The organism is Pseudonocardia phyllosphaerae (genome assembly GCF_046546475.1).
In the GTDB taxonomy this organism is placed as follows: Bacteria; Actinomycetota; Actinomycetes; order Mycobacteriales; family Pseudonocardiaceae; genus Pseudonocardia; species Pseudonocardia phyllosphaerae.
Map to the genome: position 1 here is coordinate 334403 of NZ_JBKGXS010000001.1, position 15174 is coordinate 349576.

At 73.0% G+C, this 15174-nt stretch carries 16 protein-coding genes; 6 read left to right on the forward strand and 10 right to left on the reverse strand.

Features of this window, described 5'->3' with window-relative positions; all coding sequences use genetic code 11:
- Nucleotides 1–232: 232 nt before the first annotated feature.
- Nucleotides 233–1426, forward strand: coding sequence for a 4-hydroxyphenylpyruvate dioxygenase (gene hppD / locus ACLE50_RS01620; RefSeq protein WP_410941529.1), 1194 nt, complete (start codon nt 233–235; stop codon nt 1424–1426).
- A gap of 64 nt (nt 1427–1490) precedes the next feature.
- On the opposite strand, the gene ACLE50_RS01625 is transcribed toward hppD, so the two are convergent.
- The 8 genes from ACLE50_RS01625 to ACLE50_RS01660 all read right to left on the reverse strand — a co-directional run bounded on the left by ACLE50_RS01625 (nt 1491) and on the right by ACLE50_RS01660 (nt 8113).
- Nucleotides 1491–2096, reverse strand: a complete 606-nt coding sequence (locus tag ACLE50_RS01625; protein ID WP_410941530.1) for a DedA family protein — start codon at nt 2094–2096, stop codon at nt 1491–1493.
- Between the two features lie 270 nt (nt 2097–2366).
- On the reverse strand, nt 2367–3620 hold the full coding sequence (gene paaE, locus ACLE50_RS01630) for a 1,2-phenylacetyl-CoA epoxidase subunit PaaE (protein WP_410941531.1): 1254 nt from the start codon (nt 3618–3620) through the stop codon (nt 2367–2369).
- Between the two features lie 167 nt (nt 3621–3787).
- Nucleotides 3788–4294 carry a 1,2-phenylacetyl-CoA epoxidase subunit PaaD gene (gene paaD, locus ACLE50_RS01635; protein ID WP_410941532.1) on the reverse strand — a complete coding sequence of 169 codons (507 nt, stop codon included), beginning with the start codon at nt 4292–4294 and terminating at the stop codon, nt 3788–3790.
- Nucleotides 4288–5208 (reverse strand): 1,2-phenylacetyl-CoA epoxidase subunit PaaC, encoded by a 921-nt coding sequence (gene paaC, locus ACLE50_RS01640; protein WP_410941533.1) that lies wholly within the window; start codon nt 5206–5208, stop codon nt 4288–4290. The genes paaD and paaC overlap by 7 nt, the downstream gene beginning before the upstream one ends.
- Nucleotides 5205–5585, reverse strand: coding sequence for a 1,2-phenylacetyl-CoA epoxidase subunit PaaB (gene paaB, locus ACLE50_RS01645; protein ID WP_410941534.1), 381 nt, complete (start codon nt 5583–5585; stop codon nt 5205–5207). The genes paaC and paaB overlap by 4 nt, the downstream gene beginning before the upstream one ends.
- Nucleotides 5582–6589 (reverse strand): 1,2-phenylacetyl-CoA epoxidase subunit PaaA, encoded by a 1008-nt coding sequence (gene paaA, locus ACLE50_RS01650; protein ID WP_410941535.1) that lies wholly within the window; start codon nt 6587–6589, stop codon nt 5582–5584. Before paaA ends, paaB begins: the two co-directional genes overlap by 4 nt.
- 79 nt (nt 6590–6668) lie before the next feature.
- The gene (locus ACLE50_RS01655; protein WP_410941536.1) at nt 6669–7289 is read right to left on the reverse strand and encodes a TetR/AcrR family transcriptional regulator; all 621 of its coding nucleotides are present in this window, start codon (nt 7287–7289) and stop codon (nt 6669–6671) included.
- 5 nt (nt 7290–7294) lie between these two features.
- Nucleotides 7295–8113, reverse strand: a complete 819-nt coding sequence (locus tag ACLE50_RS01660; protein WP_410941537.1) for an enoyl-CoA hydratase/isomerase family protein — start codon at nt 8111–8113, stop codon at nt 7295–7297.
- A 180-nt stretch (nt 8114–8293) separates the two neighbouring features.
- On the opposite strand from ACLE50_RS01660, the gene paaZ reads away from it, so the two are divergent.
- A complete protein-coding gene (paaZ, locus tag ACLE50_RS01665; RefSeq protein WP_410941538.1) occupies nt 8294–10342 on the forward strand; it encodes a phenylacetic acid degradation bifunctional protein PaaZ in 2049 nt (682 codons plus the stop codon).
- Nucleotides 10343–10386: 44 nt separating this feature from the next.
- Nucleotides 10387–11679: a phenylacetate--CoA ligase PaaK gene (gene paaK / locus ACLE50_RS01670; RefSeq protein ID WP_410942236.1), complete on the forward strand. Its 1293-nt coding sequence runs from the start codon at nt 10387–10389 to the stop codon at nt 11677–11679.
- A gap of 22 nt (nt 11680–11701) precedes the next feature.
- Here the strand turns inward: paaK and ACLE50_RS01675 are convergent, their stop codons facing one another.
- Entirely contained in the window at nt 11702–12100 is a 399-nt protein-coding gene (locus tag ACLE50_RS01675) for a MarR family winged helix-turn-helix transcriptional regulator (protein WP_410942237.1), read from the reverse strand.
- Nucleotides 12101–12279: 179 nt separating this feature from the next.
- On the opposite strand from ACLE50_RS01675, the gene ACLE50_RS01680 reads away from it, so the two are divergent.
- From ACLE50_RS01680 to ACLE50_RS01690, 3 genes are read left to right on the forward strand one after another with little or no spacing between them, the layout of a single operon-like run.
- Nucleotides 12280–13404 carry an LLM class flavin-dependent oxidoreductase gene (locus ACLE50_RS01680; protein WP_410941539.1) on the forward strand — a complete coding sequence of 375 codons (1125 nt, stop codon included), beginning with the start codon at nt 12280–12282 and terminating at the stop codon, nt 13402–13404.
- Nucleotides 13401–14009, forward strand: coding sequence for a CE1759 family FMN reductase (locus tag ACLE50_RS01685; protein WP_410941540.1), 609 nt, complete (start codon nt 13401–13403; stop codon nt 14007–14009). Before ACLE50_RS01680 ends, ACLE50_RS01685 begins: the two co-directional genes overlap by 4 nt.
- Before the next feature lie 5 nt (nt 14010–14014).
- The gene (locus ACLE50_RS01690) at nt 14015–14521 is read left to right on the forward strand and encodes a VOC family protein (protein WP_410941541.1); all 507 of its coding nucleotides are present in this window, start codon (nt 14015–14017) and stop codon (nt 14519–14521) included.
- A 16-nt stretch (nt 14522–14537) separates the two neighbouring features.
- Here ACLE50_RS01690 and ACLE50_RS01695 read toward each other — a convergent pair whose 3' ends face one another.
- Entirely contained in the window at nt 14538–15131 is a 594-nt protein-coding gene (locus ACLE50_RS01695) for a hypothetical protein (protein ID WP_410941542.1), read from the reverse strand.
- Nucleotides 15132–15174 lie beyond the last annotated feature (43 nt).

Here is a 15174-nt window from a genome sequence, read left to right on the forward strand (position 1 = left end):
GGGTGCGCAGCGCGCGGCTGCGGTGGGTCGTCGCCGGGGCGGCCTGCGCGGCCGCTCTCACCCGGTTCAGCGCACATGGACCGCCGGACTCATCCCGGAAGAGGCCGGATTCACATCACCGTCAGTGATCATTCATGCCCGAAGGGCTTGTGCCGCAATCGACTATGGGATTCGCTACCGCGGCGTGGCCCGATCGGGTCGCGTACCTCCGAGACCAGGAGAGACCGCTGCGATGACCCTCGCCCAGACCCTGACCGACGCCGAGAAGCTCGCAGGCCTCGACGCCGACCAGCTCCGGCGCCTGACGGGCCTCGTCGACCACGACCCTTCCCGTGACCCGTTCCCGGTGACCGGGTGGGACGCCGTCGTGTGGGTGGTCGGCAACGCCACCCAGGCCGCCCAGCTGTTCCGCGCCGTCTACGGCATGGAGCTCGTGGCCTACTCCGGGCCGGAGACCGGCAACCGGGACCACAAGGCGTACGTGCTGCGCTCCGGTGCGGTCTGCTTCGAGTTCCGCGGCGCCGTCGACCCGGCCAGCGAGCTCACCGAGCGGCACCGCCTGCACGGCGACGGCATCGCCGACATCGCCCTCGAGGTGCCCGACGTCGACCGCTGCGTGGCGCACGCCCGCGAGCAGGGCGCGACCGTGCTGACCGAGCCGCACGACGTCTCCGACGAGCACGGCACCGTGCGCACCGCCGCGATCGGCACCTACGGCAGCACGCGGCACACCCTGGTCGACCGGTCCCGCTACACCGGCGCCTACCTGCCCGGCTACGCCGCCCGCTCTGCACCCGGACGCCCCGGCCCGCGGCTGTTCGAGGCGCTCGACCACGTCGTCGGCAACGTCGAGCTCGGCCGGATGAACGACTGGGTCGAGTTCTACGGCCGCGTCATGGGCTTCACGAACATGGCCGAGTTCGTCGGCGACGACATCGCCACCGAGTACTCGGCGCTGATGAGCAAGGTCGTCGCGTCCGGCAACCACCGGGTGAAGTTCCCGCTCAACGAGCCGAGCCCCGGCCGGCGCAAGTCCCAGATCGACGAGTTCCTCGAGTTCCACGGCGGCCCCGGCCCGCAGCACCTCGCCCTGGCCACGAGCGACATCCTCGCCACCGTCGACGTGCTGCGCGAGCGCGGCGTCGAGTTCCTCGACACCCCGGCCAGCTACTACGAGGACCCGGACCTGCGGGCCCGGATCGGGGAGGTCCGGGTGCCGATCGACGACCTGCAGTCGCGCGGGGTCCTCGTCGACCGCGACGAGGACGGGTACCTGCTGCAGATCTTTACCAAGCCGGTCGGGGACCGGCCTACGGTGTTCTTCGAGCTCATCGAGCGGCACGGCTCGCTCGGCTTCGGCAAGGGCAACTTCAAGGCCCTGTTCGAGGCGATCGAGCGCGAGCAGGAGCGGCGCGGCAACATCTGAGGCCGTACCGGCCGGGGCGCCCCGGGGTGCCCCGGCCGCCGTGTCCGTTCAGTCGCGGGCCCGCTCAGCGGGCGTGCGCGCGCCACGCGGTCGCGGCGCGGGTGACGGCCATCCGGCCGAGGACCAGCGCGGCGCCGACGACGATGCCGCCGACCAGGAGCAGCCACGGCCGCCCGGCCAGGTCGGCGGCGATCCGGTCACCGGCCAGGTAGCCGATGCCGACGAGCACGGCGGCGCGCACCGCGGTCGCCGGGACGATCCAGAACAGGAACCGCCGCAGCCCGACGTTGGCCAGGCCTGCGGCGAGGTAGGCGGGCACCGCGCCGATGTCGACGAGCTTCGCGCCGATCACGATGCGGGGCAGCCGGGCGCGGATCTCGTGGACCATCGAGTTGCGGCGGCTGTCGCTCAGCCCGAGCCGGGCGAGCAGACGGGCGACGCGCGGCCGGTCGCCGTATCGCCCCAGCGCGTAGAGGATCGTGTCGCCGACGACGTCGGCGATCACCGCGGCGAGCCACACGCCCCACCACGGCAGCTGGCCGGCGCCGGCCAGCGCGGCCGCGGCGACGGTGACGATCGGACCCTCCAGGAACGCCCCGACGCAGACGAGCAGCAGCGAGCGCAGCGGAGCGGCGGGCACGGCGGCGAGCAGCGCCGCCAGCGTGTCCATCCCCGATCCCGTCATCCCGATCCCCCCGTCACGTCCCTCCATGGTGCCCGCATCGGTGCGGGAGGCGGCGGGCGCCCCCGGGCGTGCAGTACCCGGAACGGAGTAGCCGTACCCGATCTGCGTCGCATGTCACGCGGCGCAGAAAGTTGGCGGCTCCGGCGTGTCGCGGACACGGAAGGTCACGAAACGGCAACGAGAAGGCCCTGACCAGTGACTCAGGGTCGCGATCGGGTGCCGGACCGACCGGGAGGGATCGGTCCGGCACCGGGGTCAGGAGTCGAAGTCGACGGTCACCGCGTCGGAGACGGGGCGGGTCTGGCAGGTGAGCACGAAGCCGGCGTCGACCTCGTCGTCCTCGAGGGCGAAGTTGCGGCGCATGTCCACCTCGCCGTCGACGACGCGGGCCCGGCAGGTCCCGCACACCCCGCCCTTGCACGCGAACGGCACGTCGCCGCGGACCTCCTGCGCGGAGTCCAGCAGCGGCCGGTCGCGGGGCAGCGACAGCGTCGTCGTCCGCCCGTTGAGGACCAGCGTGACCTCGCTGCCGGTGCCGTCCCCGGCCGGCACGTCGTCCTCGCGGTGCAGCTCGGGTGGCGGCTCGTCGACGTAGAACAGCTCGCGGTGCACGCGGCGCTTCTCCACGCCGAGCCCGGCCAGCACCGACGACGCCGCGTCGGTCATGCCGAGCGGCCCGCACAGCCACCAGTCGTCGACGCCACCGACGTCGACCAGGCCGCCCAGCAGCGCCTGCAGCTTCCCCTCGTCGAGCCGGCCGTTGAAGATCTCCGCCTCGGTGGGCTCGCGGGACAGCACGTGCAGCAGGTGCAGCCGCGGCCCGTAGCGGTCCTTCAGGTCGGCGATCTCCTCGGTGAACATCACCGTGTCGGTGCGCCGGTTGCCGTAGACCAGGGTGACGCGGGTGTCGTCGTGTCCGGCGAGCAGCGACGACGCGATCGACAGCACCGGCGTGATCCCCGACCCGGCTGCGATCAGGCCGTGGTGGGTGCCCGCGGCCAGGTCCGGGGTGAACGACCCCGACGGCGGGCCGACCTCGACGACGTCGCCCGTGGTCACCTCGTCGACCAGCCAGGACGAGAACAGGCCGCCGTCGACCCGGCGCACCCCCACCCGCGGGGCGGCACCCGCCGGCGCGCAGATCGAGTACGAGCGGCGCTCCTCGGGCTGCGCGCCGCCGGGAGTGGTGCGGCGCAGCGTGAGGTACTGGCCGGGCCGGAACGCGTAGTGCTCGCGCAGGTCGTCCGGCACGTCGAAGGTGACGGCGACGGCGTCGTCGCACAGCCGATCGACGCCGGTCACGACGAGCCGGTGGAACCCCTCGGGCAGATCGGTCTCCGCCGTGGTGCCGGTCGCTGTGCCGGCCGCGGTGCCGGGATCGGTGGGCACCGGCTCCGTGGTGACGTCGGCGGCCAGCAGGGCGTCGATCTCGTCGTCAAGGGACAGGGTGGTGCGGCCGCCGGCCCGGTTGGCGCGGGCCTGCCAGGCGGCGTCGCGGCGCGTGCTCACGACTCAGATCTCCTTACCGGTCGGGTCGATCGCCGGGAGCGTTGCGCTCCTCGCTCGCCGGGGCTCGCTGCGATGCTCACGCACCCTCAGATCGCTGACGTGTCGGTCGATCGCCGGGAGCGTTGCGCTCCTCGCTCGCCGGGGCTCGCTGCGATGCTCACGCACCCTCAGATCTCCTTCATGTGCTCGAAGGGCTCGCGGCACTCGGTGCAGCGGCGCAGCGCCGTGCACGCGGTCGGCCCGAACCGGGAGAACTCCTCGGTGGCCGGGGACCCGCACTGCGGGCACCGCACGACCGACGACGGCGCCTCCAGCGTCAGCGGCACCGGCCCCGGCGTGTGCCGCTCGGCCCGCCCGGGGGGTGCGACACCGGCCTCGGCGAGGCGGGCCCGGCCGCGCTCGCTGATCCAGTCGGTGCTCCAGGCCGGGGAGAACACGGTGCGGACCCGGACCGGGCCGTAGCCGGCGGTGGTCAGCGACCGGCGGATGTCGGCCTTCATCTCCTCGATGGCCGGGCAGCCCGAGTAGGTCGGGGTGATCGTGACGGTGACGCCGTCGCCGTCCTCGTCGACCGACCGGATCACGCCCAGGTCGTCCAGGGTCAGCATCGGCATCTCCGGGTCCACGACCTCGGCGACCACGTCGCGGGCGCCGAGCCCGGTCGCGGTCACCACGTCGCCCCCGGGTGCGCGCGGGCGAGGCTCTGGAACTCGGCGAGCGCGTGGCCCAGCTTCTCGGTGTGCAGGCCCTGCCGGCCGCCGCGGCCGCCGACGGTGCCCGCCTCCGGCACGTCCGGGCGGGTCAGCGTGGCCCGCTCGATCACCATGTCCAGCACGCCCTCGACCTCCTCGCGCACCTCCGCCGGGTCGACGGCGACACCGGCGTCGGCCAGCCTGCGCTCGACCGGGTCGGTGCGGAACAGCTCCCCGAGGAAGGGCCACACCCACTCCAGAGCCGCCTGCATGCGCTCGTGCGACAGCGCGGTGCCGTCGCCGAGGCGCAGCACCCAGCGCGCCGAGTGGTCCCGGTGGTAGGCGACCTCCTTGACTCCCTTCGCCGCGACCGCGGCGACCACCGGGTCCGCGGAGTCCTGCAGCCGGTGCAGCAGCGCGAGCCGCCAGCTGGAGAACACCAGCAGCCGGGCCACGGCGCGGGCGAAGTCCCGGTCGTCGGAGGGCTCGGCGAGCGCGACGCAGCGGAACTCCGGCACGTCCCGGCCGTAGGCCAGCGCGTCCTCGTCGGTGCCGGTCAGGTGCCCGGCCCGCGACAGCAGCACCCGGGCCTGGCCGAGCAGGTCGAGCGCGGTGTTCGCGAGCGCGACCTCCTCCTCCAGCTCCGGGGCGTTGGTGACCCACTCGGTGAGCCGGTGGCTGTAGACCAGCGCGTCGTCGCCGAGCATCACGCAGTACGCGGCCAGATCCGCCGGGTCGACGCCGTCGGGCACCGGGGCGGTCAGGTCGGCCTCGACGTCGTCGAAGCCGGAGCCGAACGCCCAGCGCGGGTCGTCGGCCTCGACGAGCGCGTCGTAGACGGTGCCGTGCTCCTCGTTCCCGCCGGTGGGGTTCTCGTCGGTGGGGGCGGTGCTCACAGGTGCGGCACCTCCTCCGGGATCGCGTAGAACGTCGGGTGCCGGTAGACCTTGTCGCCGCTCGGGGCGAAGAACGGGTCCTTCTCGTCCGGGCTCGACGCGGTGACGGCGTCGGCGCGCACCACCCAGATGGAGACGCCCTCGTTGCGGCGGGTGTAGACGTCACGGGCGTTGCGCAGCGCCATCTCGTCGTCCGGGGCGTGCAGCGAGCCGACGTGCACGTGGTTGAGGCCGCGCTTGCCGCGCACGAACACCTCGTAGAGCGGCCAGGTGCGGCGCGAGGGCCGCTCGCCCCGCCCGGTCTCGACACCCGCGGTGGGGACGGCGCCGTGCCCGCCCTCGGCGGTCACGTCGTCCGGGGTCACGTTCTCGCTCATGCCGGGACCTCTCCGTCCTGCATCAGGTGGTCGTGGCGGACGCCGTCGGCGGCCTGCGCGCGCCGGGCGGCCTGCTTGTCGGCGTAGGCCTGCGCGGCCTCGCGCACCCAGGCGCCCTCCTCGTGGGCGCGGCGGCGGTGCGCCAGGCGCTGCCGGTTCGCCGGTCCTGCGCCGGAGACGACGGCCTTGAACTCCGACCAGTCGGGCTCGCCGAAGTCGTAGGCGCCGCGTTCGTCGTTCCAGCGCAGGTCCGGGTCGGGCAGCGTGACGCCGAGCGCCTCGGCCTGCGGGACGGTCATGTCGACGAACCGCTGACGCAGCTCGTCGTTGGTGTGGCGCTTGATGCCCCAGTCCATCGACTGCTGCGTGTTCGGCGAGTCGCCGTCGGCCGGGCCGAACATCATCAGCGACGGCCACCACCAGCGGTCCACCGACTCCTGCACCATCTGCTTCTGAGCATCGGTGCCGTTGACCAGCGCGAGCAGGGCCTCGAAGCCTTGGCGCTGGTGGAACGACTCCTCCTTGCAGATCCGGATCATCGCCCGGGCGTAGGGGCCGTAGGAGCAGCGGCAGAGCGGGACCTGGTTGCAGATCGCGGCGCCGTCGACCAGCCAGCCGATGACCCCCATGTCCGCCCAGGACAGCGTCGGGTAGTTGAAGATCGACGAGTACTTCTGCCGGGACGCGATCAGCTTCTCGGTCAGCTCCTCGCGGTCGACGCCGAGCGTCTCGGCCGCCGCATACAGGTACATGCCGTGCCCGGCCTCGTCCTGCACCTTCGCGAGCAGGATCGCCTTGCGCCGCAGCGACGGCGCGCGGAGCAGCCAGTTGCCCTCCGGCTGCATGCCGATGATCTCGGAGTGGGCGTGCTGGGCGATCTGGCGGATCAGCGTCTTCCGGTACGCCTCGGGCATCCAGTCCCGGGGCTCGATCCGCTGGTCGGCCTCGATCGTCGCGTCGAAACGCGCTTCCAGCTCCGCCGGGGAAGGAGCGGTGCTCGTCACTGGACACCTCCGTACCGAATGTTCGTTCGGGAAGTGAGTGTGGCTCATGACCAGGGGATGTCGCAACCCCTGCGGGCGGCTACGGGGCCGGGACGATCCCGGTGAAGGCGGCGCGGACGACGTCGTCGGGGAGGGTGTCGGTGCCGGCGCGGCCCGGGCGGTACCACTCGACGATCGAGTTCACGAGCCCGGACAGCAGGCGGGCGGCGAGAGCGGGGTCGACGTCGGAGCGGACCTCCCCGGCGTCGACGGCCTCGCGCACCAGGGTGGTGATCGCGGCGTCGTAGGCGCGGCGGCGTTCCAGGGCCCAGCGCTCGGTCTCGGTGTTGCCGCGTACCCGCAGCAGCAGCGTCACGTAGGGCAGCTCGGCCATCAGCACCCGGACCTGCTCGGCGACGATCGTCCGCAGGCGCTCGGTGGGGCTCCCGGACTGCGCGGCGGGCAGGTCGAGCACGCCGAACAGGCCGTGCACGGCACGCTCCAGTGCGGCCCGGAGCAGGGCCTCCTTGCCTGCGAAGTGGTGGTAGAACGACGACTTCGTGATCCCCGCGGCGCGCGAGAGGTCCTCCATCGAGGTCGCGTCGTAGCCGCGGTCGATGAACTCTCCGACGGCGGTCTCCAGCAGCTGGTCCTTGCCGCCGCTGGGGCGCCGCCCGCGCCGGGCCTGCGCGGCGGAGGGGGTCGTCGTCTCGCTCGTCATGCGCGTCAGCGTCCCTCGAAGGTCGGGGTCCTCTTGGCCAGGAAGTCGGCGACGGCGCCGTGGTGGTCCTTCGTCCCGGCGAGCCGGACCTGGGCGTCGGCCTCGTGCTCGAGCACCTCGGGCAGGTCGTGCACCGCGCCGAACTGCACCGCGGCCTTGACCTCGGCGTACGCCTTCGTCGGACCGGCCGCGAGCCTACGGGCCAGTTCCAGTGTCGTACTCAGCACCTCAGCGGCCGGGACGACGTCGCGGACCAGCCCCCAGTTGCGGGCGTCGTCGGCGGAGAAGGTGTCGCCGCAGAGCAGCAGCTCGGTCGCCCGCGCGACCCCGACGGCGTGCGCGAGGCTCGCGGACAGCCCGGTGTCCGCGGTCAGTCCGATCCCGGTGAACGCGGTGGCGAACTTCAGCCCCTCCGCGGCGATCCGCAGATCGGCGGCCAGTGCGAGCCCGAGCCCGGCGCCGACGCACGGCCCGTTCACGGCGGCGATCACCGGCTTCGCCATCCCGGACAGCGCCAGGACGAGCGGGTTGTAGTGCTCGCGGACGGTGTCGAACGCGCCGACGGCGTCGCGCTCGAGCGCCGCGGCGTGCTCGCCCAGGTCCTGCCCGACGCAGAACGCCCTGCCCGCGCCGGTCAGCACGACCGCGCGGACCGACTCGTCCCCGGCGACCTCGGTGACCGCGGGGAGCAGGGCCTCCTTGAGCTCCACGGTCAGCGCGTTGTACTTCCCGGGCCGGTTGAGCGTGACGATCGCGATCGAGTCGTCGGTGACGTCCCGTTCGACGAGGACGGCGGGCTCGGTGGCGGCTGCGTTGTCGCTCATCGGGACACCATAACCACTCCCTGCGTCGCCGACCGAACGATCGGTCCAGCTCGTCACGCCCGGGAATCCGGCTCTTCACCGACGGCCGGGATCGGTGCTAACTTTGCCGAACGAACGGTCGGTTCAATCAGTGGCCGGCGCGTTCACTCGGTTCGACGACGTACCGGAGGCGCATCCGCGATGACCCTGCTCCGCAGCCACCTCTCGGGTTCCTGGCAGACGGGATCCGGGGCGGGCCGCCCGCTCCACGACGCGGTGACCGGCGAGGAGATCGCCCGGATCTCCACCGACGGCCTCGACATGGCCGCGGCGCTCGACCACGGCCGCCGGGTCGGCGGCCCTGCCCTGCGCGCACTGACCTTCCACCAGCGCGCCGCCCTGCTCAAGGCACTGGGGCAGCACCTGCGCGAGCACCGCGAGGAGCTCTACGCGGTCTCGGCCCGCACCGGCGCGACGCCCGGCGACTCGGCCTTCGACGTCGACGGCGGCATCGGCGTCCTGCTCGCCTACGCCTCCAAGGCCAAGCGCGAGCTGCCCAACTCCACCGTCCTCGTCGAGGGCCCGCTGGAGCCGCTCGGCAAGGGCGGCACGTTCCTCGGCGAGCACGTCCTCACTCCGCTGCACGGCGTCGCGGTGCAGGTCAACGCGTTCAACTTCCCGGTGTGGGGGCCGCTGGAGAAGCTCGCCCCGGCCTTCCTCGCCGGCGTCCCGACGCTGATCAAGCCGGCGAGCCCGACGGCGTTCCTCACCGCGAAGCTCGTCGAGCTGATCGTCGACTCGGGCCTGCTACCGGAGGGCGCCGTGCAGTTCGTCGCGGGCTCGCTCGGGGACACCTTCGAGCACCTGACCGGCCAGGACCTGGTGTCGTTCACCGGCTCGGCCGCGACCGCGCAGACCCTGCGCTCGCACCCGGCGATCGTCCGCAACTCGGTGCGGTTCTCCGCCGAGGCCGACTCGCTCAACCTCGCCGCGCTCGGGCCGGACGCGACCCGGGGCACCGAGGAGTTCGACCTCTTCGTGAAGGCCCTGACCACGGAGATGACGGTCAAGGCGGGCCAGAAGTGCACCGCGATCCGGCGCGCCTTCGTCCCCCGCGCGCAGCTCGACGCCGTCGCCGAGGCCGCGTCGGCGCGGCTGGCGGAGGTCGTGGTCGGCGCCCCGGACGCCGACGGGGTGCGGATGGGGGCGCTCGCGAGCCTGGAGCAGCGCGAGGAGGTCCGGCGCAGCGTGAAGGCCCTGCGCGAGGCCGGCCGGATCGTCTTCGGTGACCCGGACACCGTCGAGGTGACCGGCGCCGACGCCGGCCGTGGCGCGTTCGTCTCGCCGCTGTTGTTCGTCGGCGATCCGGAGCGCAGCGAGCCGCACGAGGTCGAGGCGTTCGGCCCGGTCGCGACGCTGCTGCCCTACGACACCACCGACCAGCTGATCGACTACGCCGCGCGCGGGCAGGGCTCGCTGGCCGGCTCGGTCGTCTCGGCCGACCCGGAGTTCGTCCGGGAGGTCGTGCTGGGCATCGCGCCGTTCCACGGCCGCATCCACGTGCTCAACGCGCGCGACGCGAAGGAGTCCACCGGGCACGGCTCGCCGCTGCCGCAGCTGGTGCACGGCGGCCCCGGCCGCGCGGGTGGCGGCGAGGAGATGGGCGGCATGCGCGGCGTGCGGCACCACCTGCAACGCACCGCGATCCAGGCCGACCCGGAGTCGCTGGCCGCGATCACCGGGCAGTGGGTGCCGGGCGCGCCGCGCCGCGAGGACACCGTGCACCCGTTCCGCAAGCACCTCGAGGAGCTGCGGCCCGGCGACGCGCTGGTCGCGGGTCCGCGGAGGGTCTCCCGGGAGGACGTGGAGCACTTCGCGGAGTTCACCGGCGACACCTTCTACGCCCACATGGACGACGCCGCCGCGGCGGCGAACCCGCTGTTCGGCGAGCGCGTCGCGCACGGCTACCTGGTGGTCTCGCTGGCCGCGGGGCTGTTCGTCGACCCCGACCCCGGCCCGGTGCTGGCGAACTTCGGCGTCGACGGGCTGCGGTTCCTGACCCCGGTCCGCTTCGGCGACGAGCTCACCGTGACCCTGACCTGCAAGCAGATCACCCCGCGCGAGTCCGCGGACTACGGCGAGGTCCGCTGGGACGCCGACGTCACCCGGCAGGACGGCGAGTCCGTCGCCCGCTACGACGTGCTCACCCTCGTCGCCAAGCAGGGACACGAGCAGGGAGCGCAGGCGTGACCGCCGCGACGGAGCGCCGCCTCGGGGACGCGCCCCCGGCGGAGATGCTCGACCCGGCCGAGCGCATGTCGGTCGACGAGCTGCGGGCGCTGCAGCTCGAACGGCTGCAGTGGACGCTGCGCCACGCCTACGACAACGTGCCGCACTACCGGCAGAAGTTCGACGCGCACGGCGTCCATCCGGACGACTGCCGCGAGCTCGCCGACATCGCGAAGTTCCCGACGACGACCAAGGCCGACCTGCGTGAGACCTACCCGTTCGGCATGTTCGCGGTGCCGCGGGAGCGGGTGAACCGGATCCACGCGTCGTCGGGGACGACCGGCAGGCCCACCGTCGTCGGCTACACCGCCGGGGACATCGACCGCTGGTCGTCGCTGGTGGCGCGCTCGATCCGCGCGGCGGGCGGGCGGCCCGGGCACCGGATCCACGTCGCCTACGGCTACGGCCTGTTCACCGGCGGCCTCGGCGCGCACTACGGCGCGGAGAAGCTCGGGGCCACGGCGATCCCCATGTCCGGCGGCATGACCCCGCGCCAGGTGCAGCTGATCCGGGACTTCGAGCCCGAGGTCATCATGCTCACGCCCAGCTACATGCTGACCCTGCTCGACGAGTTCGACCGCCAGGGCGTCGACCCGCGGGAGTCCTCGCTGCGGATCGGGATCTTCGGCGCCGAGCCGTGGACCGAGCAGATGCGCCGCGAGATCGAGGAGCGGGCCGGCATCCACGCCGTGGACATCTACGGGCTCTCCGAGGTCATGGGCCCGGGCGTCTCGCAGGAGTGCGTGGAGTCCAAGGACGGCCTGCACATCTGGGAGGACCACTTCCTGCCCGAGATCGTCGACCCGCTCGACGGGGATGGGCGAGGCACCCCACTGCCCGACGGCGAGGAGGGCGAGCTGCTGTTCACCAGCCTCACCAAGGAGGCGCTGCCGATCATCCGGTACCGCACCCGGGACCTGACGACGCTGCTCCCGGGCACCGCGCGGCCGTCGATGCGCCGGATGGCCAAGATCACCGGCCGGTCCGACGACATGATCATCCTGCGCGGGGTGAACGTCTTCCCGACCCAGATCGAGGAGATCGTGCTGCGCACCCCGGGCCTGGCGCCGCACTTCCAGCTGGTGCTCACCACCGAGGGCCGGATGGACGCGCTCGCGGTGCGGGTCGAGGCCCGTCAGGGCGTCGGCACCCAGGAGCGGGCCGCCGCCGCGGCGGCGCTGCAGCGCGAGATCAAGGAGCGGGTCGGCGTCACCTGCGTCTGCGAGGTCGTCGACCCGGACACCCTGGAGCGGTCGGTCGGCAAGCTGCAGCGGCTGCAGGACCGCCGCGGGACGTGACGTCCGCCCCGGCGGCTCGCGCTCAGCGGGTGGCGAGCCGGTCCAGGACGGCGTCGGCGATGCGGGCCATCGCGTCGACGTCGTCCTCGCCGACGGCGTCGAACACCAGCTCGCGCACCGTCTCGACGTGCCCGGGCGCCGCGGCGACGATCGCGTCCCGGCCGGCGTCGGTGAGCACGACGTAGTTGCCGCGGCCGTCGTCGTCGCAGTCCTCGCGGGTGACCAGACCGCGCTTCTGCATCCGCGCCAGGTGGTGGGAGAGCCTGCTCTTCTCCCAGTCCAGCGTCGTCGCCAGCTCCATGACCCGGCAGCGCTCGTCGGGCCGGTCGGTCAGGGCGACGAGGACGTCGAAGTCGGAGATCGACAGCCCGGACTCGGCCTGCAGCCGCCGGTGCAGCTCGGCCTGCAGCCGCGACTGCATCCGCAGGAAGCTCCGCCACGCCGCCTGCTCGCGGCCGTCGAGCCAGCGGGTGGTGGTCCCTGCGCCGGTGTTCGTCACGCCCCCACCCTAGCGGAATAGTTGACGAGTCATCTATGTTGGTGGCAGTAGATGACGCGTCAACGACGGATGAGGCGTCGCGAGCACCCGGGAGGGGAGCCATGCAGTTCGGTGTCTTCACGGTCAGCGACATCACGCCGGACCCCACGACGGGCCGGACGGTGCCGGAGGCGCAGCGCATCAAGGACGTGCTGACGATCGCCCAGCACGCGGAGCAGGTCGGCCTCGACGTCTTCGCGCTCGGCGAGCACCACAACCCGCCGTTCTTCTCGTCCTCGCCGACGACGACGCTGGGCTACCTCGCCGGCGTCACGAGCACCCTGCAGCTGTCCACGTCGACCACGCTGATCACCACGAACGACCCGGTGAAGATCGCCGAGGACTTCGCGATGCTGCAGCACGTGGCCGGCGGGCGCGTCGACCTCATGCTGGGCCGCGGCAACACCGGCCCGGTCTACCCGTGGTTCGGCAAGGACATCCGCGAGGGCCTGAACCTGGCCGTCGAGAACTACGCGCTGCTGCGCAGGCTGTGGGACGAGGAGGTCGTCGACTGGGAGGGGAGGTTCCGCACGCCGCTGCAGGGCTTCACCTCGACCCCGCGCCCGCTCGACGACGTCCCGCCGTTCGTCTGGCACGGCTCGATCCGCAGCCCGGAGATCGCCGAGCAGGCCGCGTACTACGGCGACGGCTTCTTCCACAACCACATCTTCTGGCCCGCCGACCACACCCGCCGGATGGTCGAGTTCTACCGCAAGCGCTGGGAGCACTACGGCCACGGACCGGCGTCGAGCGCGATCGTCGGGCTCGGCGGCCAGGTGTTCATGCGGAAGAACAGCCAGGACGCGGTGAACGAGTTCCGGCCGTACTTCGACAACGCCCCGGTCTACGGGCACGGGCCGTCGCTGGAGGACTTCAGCCAGGCCACCCCGTTGACCGTCGGCAGCCCGCAGCAGGTCATCGAGCGGACCCTCGGGTTCCGCGACTACGTCGGTGACTACCAGCGCCAGCTGTTCCTCATCGACCACGCAGGCCTGCCGCTCAAGACCGTGCTCGAGCAGCTGGACCTGCTCGGCGAGGAGGTCGTCCCGGTGCTGCGCAAGGAGTTCGATGCGCTGCGCCCGGCCGGGGTGCCGGACGCGCCGACGCACGCGTCGCTCGTCGCCGCCCGCGAGGAGCGCGCGGGTGACACCCGGAACGACGTGCAGACGGTGGAGGTGGCGTCATGACCCGCAGGATCGTCGTGCTGAGCGCCGGGCTGTCGACGCCGTCGTCGACCCGGCTGCTGGCCGACCGGCTCGCCGCCGCGACGTCGGCGGCGCTGCTCGGGCGGGGTGAGCAGAGCGAGGTGCAGGTCGTGGAGCTGCGCGAGCACGCCCGCGACCTGGCCGACCACCTGGTCACCGGGTTCCCGAACGACGCGCTGCGCCCGGTGCTCGACGCCGTCGCGGCCGCCGACGCGGTGGTCGCGGTGACGCCGGTGTTCTCCGCGTCCTACAGCGGGCTGTTCAAGACCTTCGTCGACGTCCTCGACCGGGAGGCACTGACCGGCACCCCGGTGCTGGTCGCCGCCACCGGCGGGACCGGGCGGCACTCGCTGGTCACCGAGCACGCGATGCGCCCGCTGTTCACCTACCTGCACGCCGCCGTCGTCCCGACCGCCGTGTTCGCCGCGCCCGAGGACTGGGGCGCGACCGGGACGGGCGCCCCGCTGGAGGCCCGGATCGAGCGGGCCGCCGGGGAGCTGGCCGACGCGGTCGCCGCCCGTCCGGCGACGGTCCGCGCCGACGCGTTCGACGACGTGCCCGATTTCTCCGCACTGCTGAAGGGCTGATCGACATGACCGCCACCGACACCACCGAGACCGCGGCACTGGACGCCGAGCGCGCCCGCATCCGGGACACGCACCTGAAGCCGGTGGGGGAGCGGCCCGCGTCGACCGCACGCGGGCTGCACCACACCGCGCTGGTGAGCTCGGACGTCGAGCGGACCGTGCGCTTCTACCAGGACGTCCTCGGCTTCCCGCTCACCGAGCTGATCGAGAACCGGGACTACCCGGGGTCCTCGCACTTCTTCTTCGACATCGGCAACGGGAACCTGCTCGCGTTCTTCGACTTCCCGGGCCTCGACCTCGGGCCCTACGCCGAGGTGCTCGGCGGGCTGCACCACATCGCGATCAGCGTCGAGCCCTCGACCTGGGACGCGATCGTGGCCCGGCTCGACGACGCCGGTGTCGAGCACGAGGTGCACTCGGGCGTCTCGGTGTACTTCCGCGACCCCGACGGTGCCCGGGTCGAGCTCATCGCCGACCCGCTGGGGGAGATGTACGGCGAGCACGTGCTCTGAGCCCGCACGGGCACGCTCACCGGCGGACGCTCACGTGGATGTGGTCGAAGTGGCCGCCGGTGGCGTCGGTGGGGTCATAGACCCCGCCGCCGTTGTACGGGCTGCCCCAGTTCTCCCGGCCCGGGCCGTCGTCGGAGGAGCCGCGGTACCAGATCCGGCCCTGCCAGATGACGTACCGGACGCGCAGCTCGGCGGCGTTGTCGCGCAGCCAGTCCGCGACGGCCCAGCCGTGCTCGAGATCCTGGCCTGCGGGGAACCGGCCGTAGCGGGCCGGGAAGAAGTCGCACGCCCGGCCGGCGGGGTGGTCGCTGGAGGGGTTCCAGGCGTGTTCCGACCAGCAGGTGACCGAGCGGATCGGGGCGCCGGCGCCGGGCGTACCGAACCGGGCCACCGCCCCGTCGTGCAGGCGCAAGGTGGACGGGGTGAGGCACGCCCGTCGATCCGACGACGTCGGGTCGTCCTCGGTGCACCGCTCCGGCTCCGGCGGGTGCAGCAGCTCCCACGCGTCGCCGGTGGTGCCCTCGATGCTCGACGCGACCCACACGAGGCCGCCGGCGAGCAGTACGAGCGCGAGCAGGGCGCCCAGCACGGGGGCGGCGCGGGTTCTCACGGGCACTTCGTCCGTTCCGTCGGTTTCCCGCCACTCTAGGCGC

Coding starts and splice junctions, on each gene's coding strand:
- ACLE50_RS01625 (WP_410941530.1), bottom strand. CDS start 2,096: ATGGACACGCTGGCGGCGCTGCTCGCCGCCGTGCCCGCCGCTCCGCTG.
- ACLE50_RS01690 (WP_410941541.1), top strand. CDS start 14,015: ATGACCGCCACCGACACCACCGAGACCGCGGCACTGGACGCCGAGCGC.
- ACLE50_RS01660 (WP_410941537.1), bottom strand. CDS start 8,113: ATGAGCGACAACGCAGCCGCCACCGAGCCCGCCGTCCTCGTCGAACGG.
- ACLE50_RS01685 (WP_410941540.1), top strand. CDS start 13,401: ATGACCCGCAGGATCGTCGTGCTGAGCGCCGGGCTGTCGACGCCGTCG.
- paaZ (WP_410941538.1), top strand. CDS start 8,294: ATGACCCTGCTCCGCAGCCACCTCTCGGGTTCCTGGCAGACGGGATCC.
- ACLE50_RS01675 (WP_410942237.1), bottom strand. CDS start 12,100: ATGCAGTCGCGGCTGCAGGCCGAGCTGCACCGGCGGCTGCAGGCCGAG.
- ACLE50_RS01655 (WP_410941536.1), bottom strand. CDS start 7,289: ATGACGAGCGAGACGACGACCCCCTCCGCCGCGCAGGCCCGGCGCGGG.
- ACLE50_RS01680 (WP_410941539.1), top strand. CDS start 12,280: ATGCAGTTCGGTGTCTTCACGGTCAGCGACATCACGCCGGACCCCACG.
- hppD (WP_410941529.1), top strand. CDS start 233: ATGACCCTCGCCCAGACCCTGACCGACGCCGAGAAGCTCGCAGGCCTC.
- paaB (WP_410941534.1), bottom strand. CDS start 5,585: ATGAGCGAGAACGTGACCCCGGACGACGTGACCGCCGAGGGCGGGCAC.
- paaK (WP_410942236.1), top strand. CDS start 10,387: ATGCTCGACCCGGCCGAGCGCATGTCGGTCGACGAGCTGCGGGCGCTG.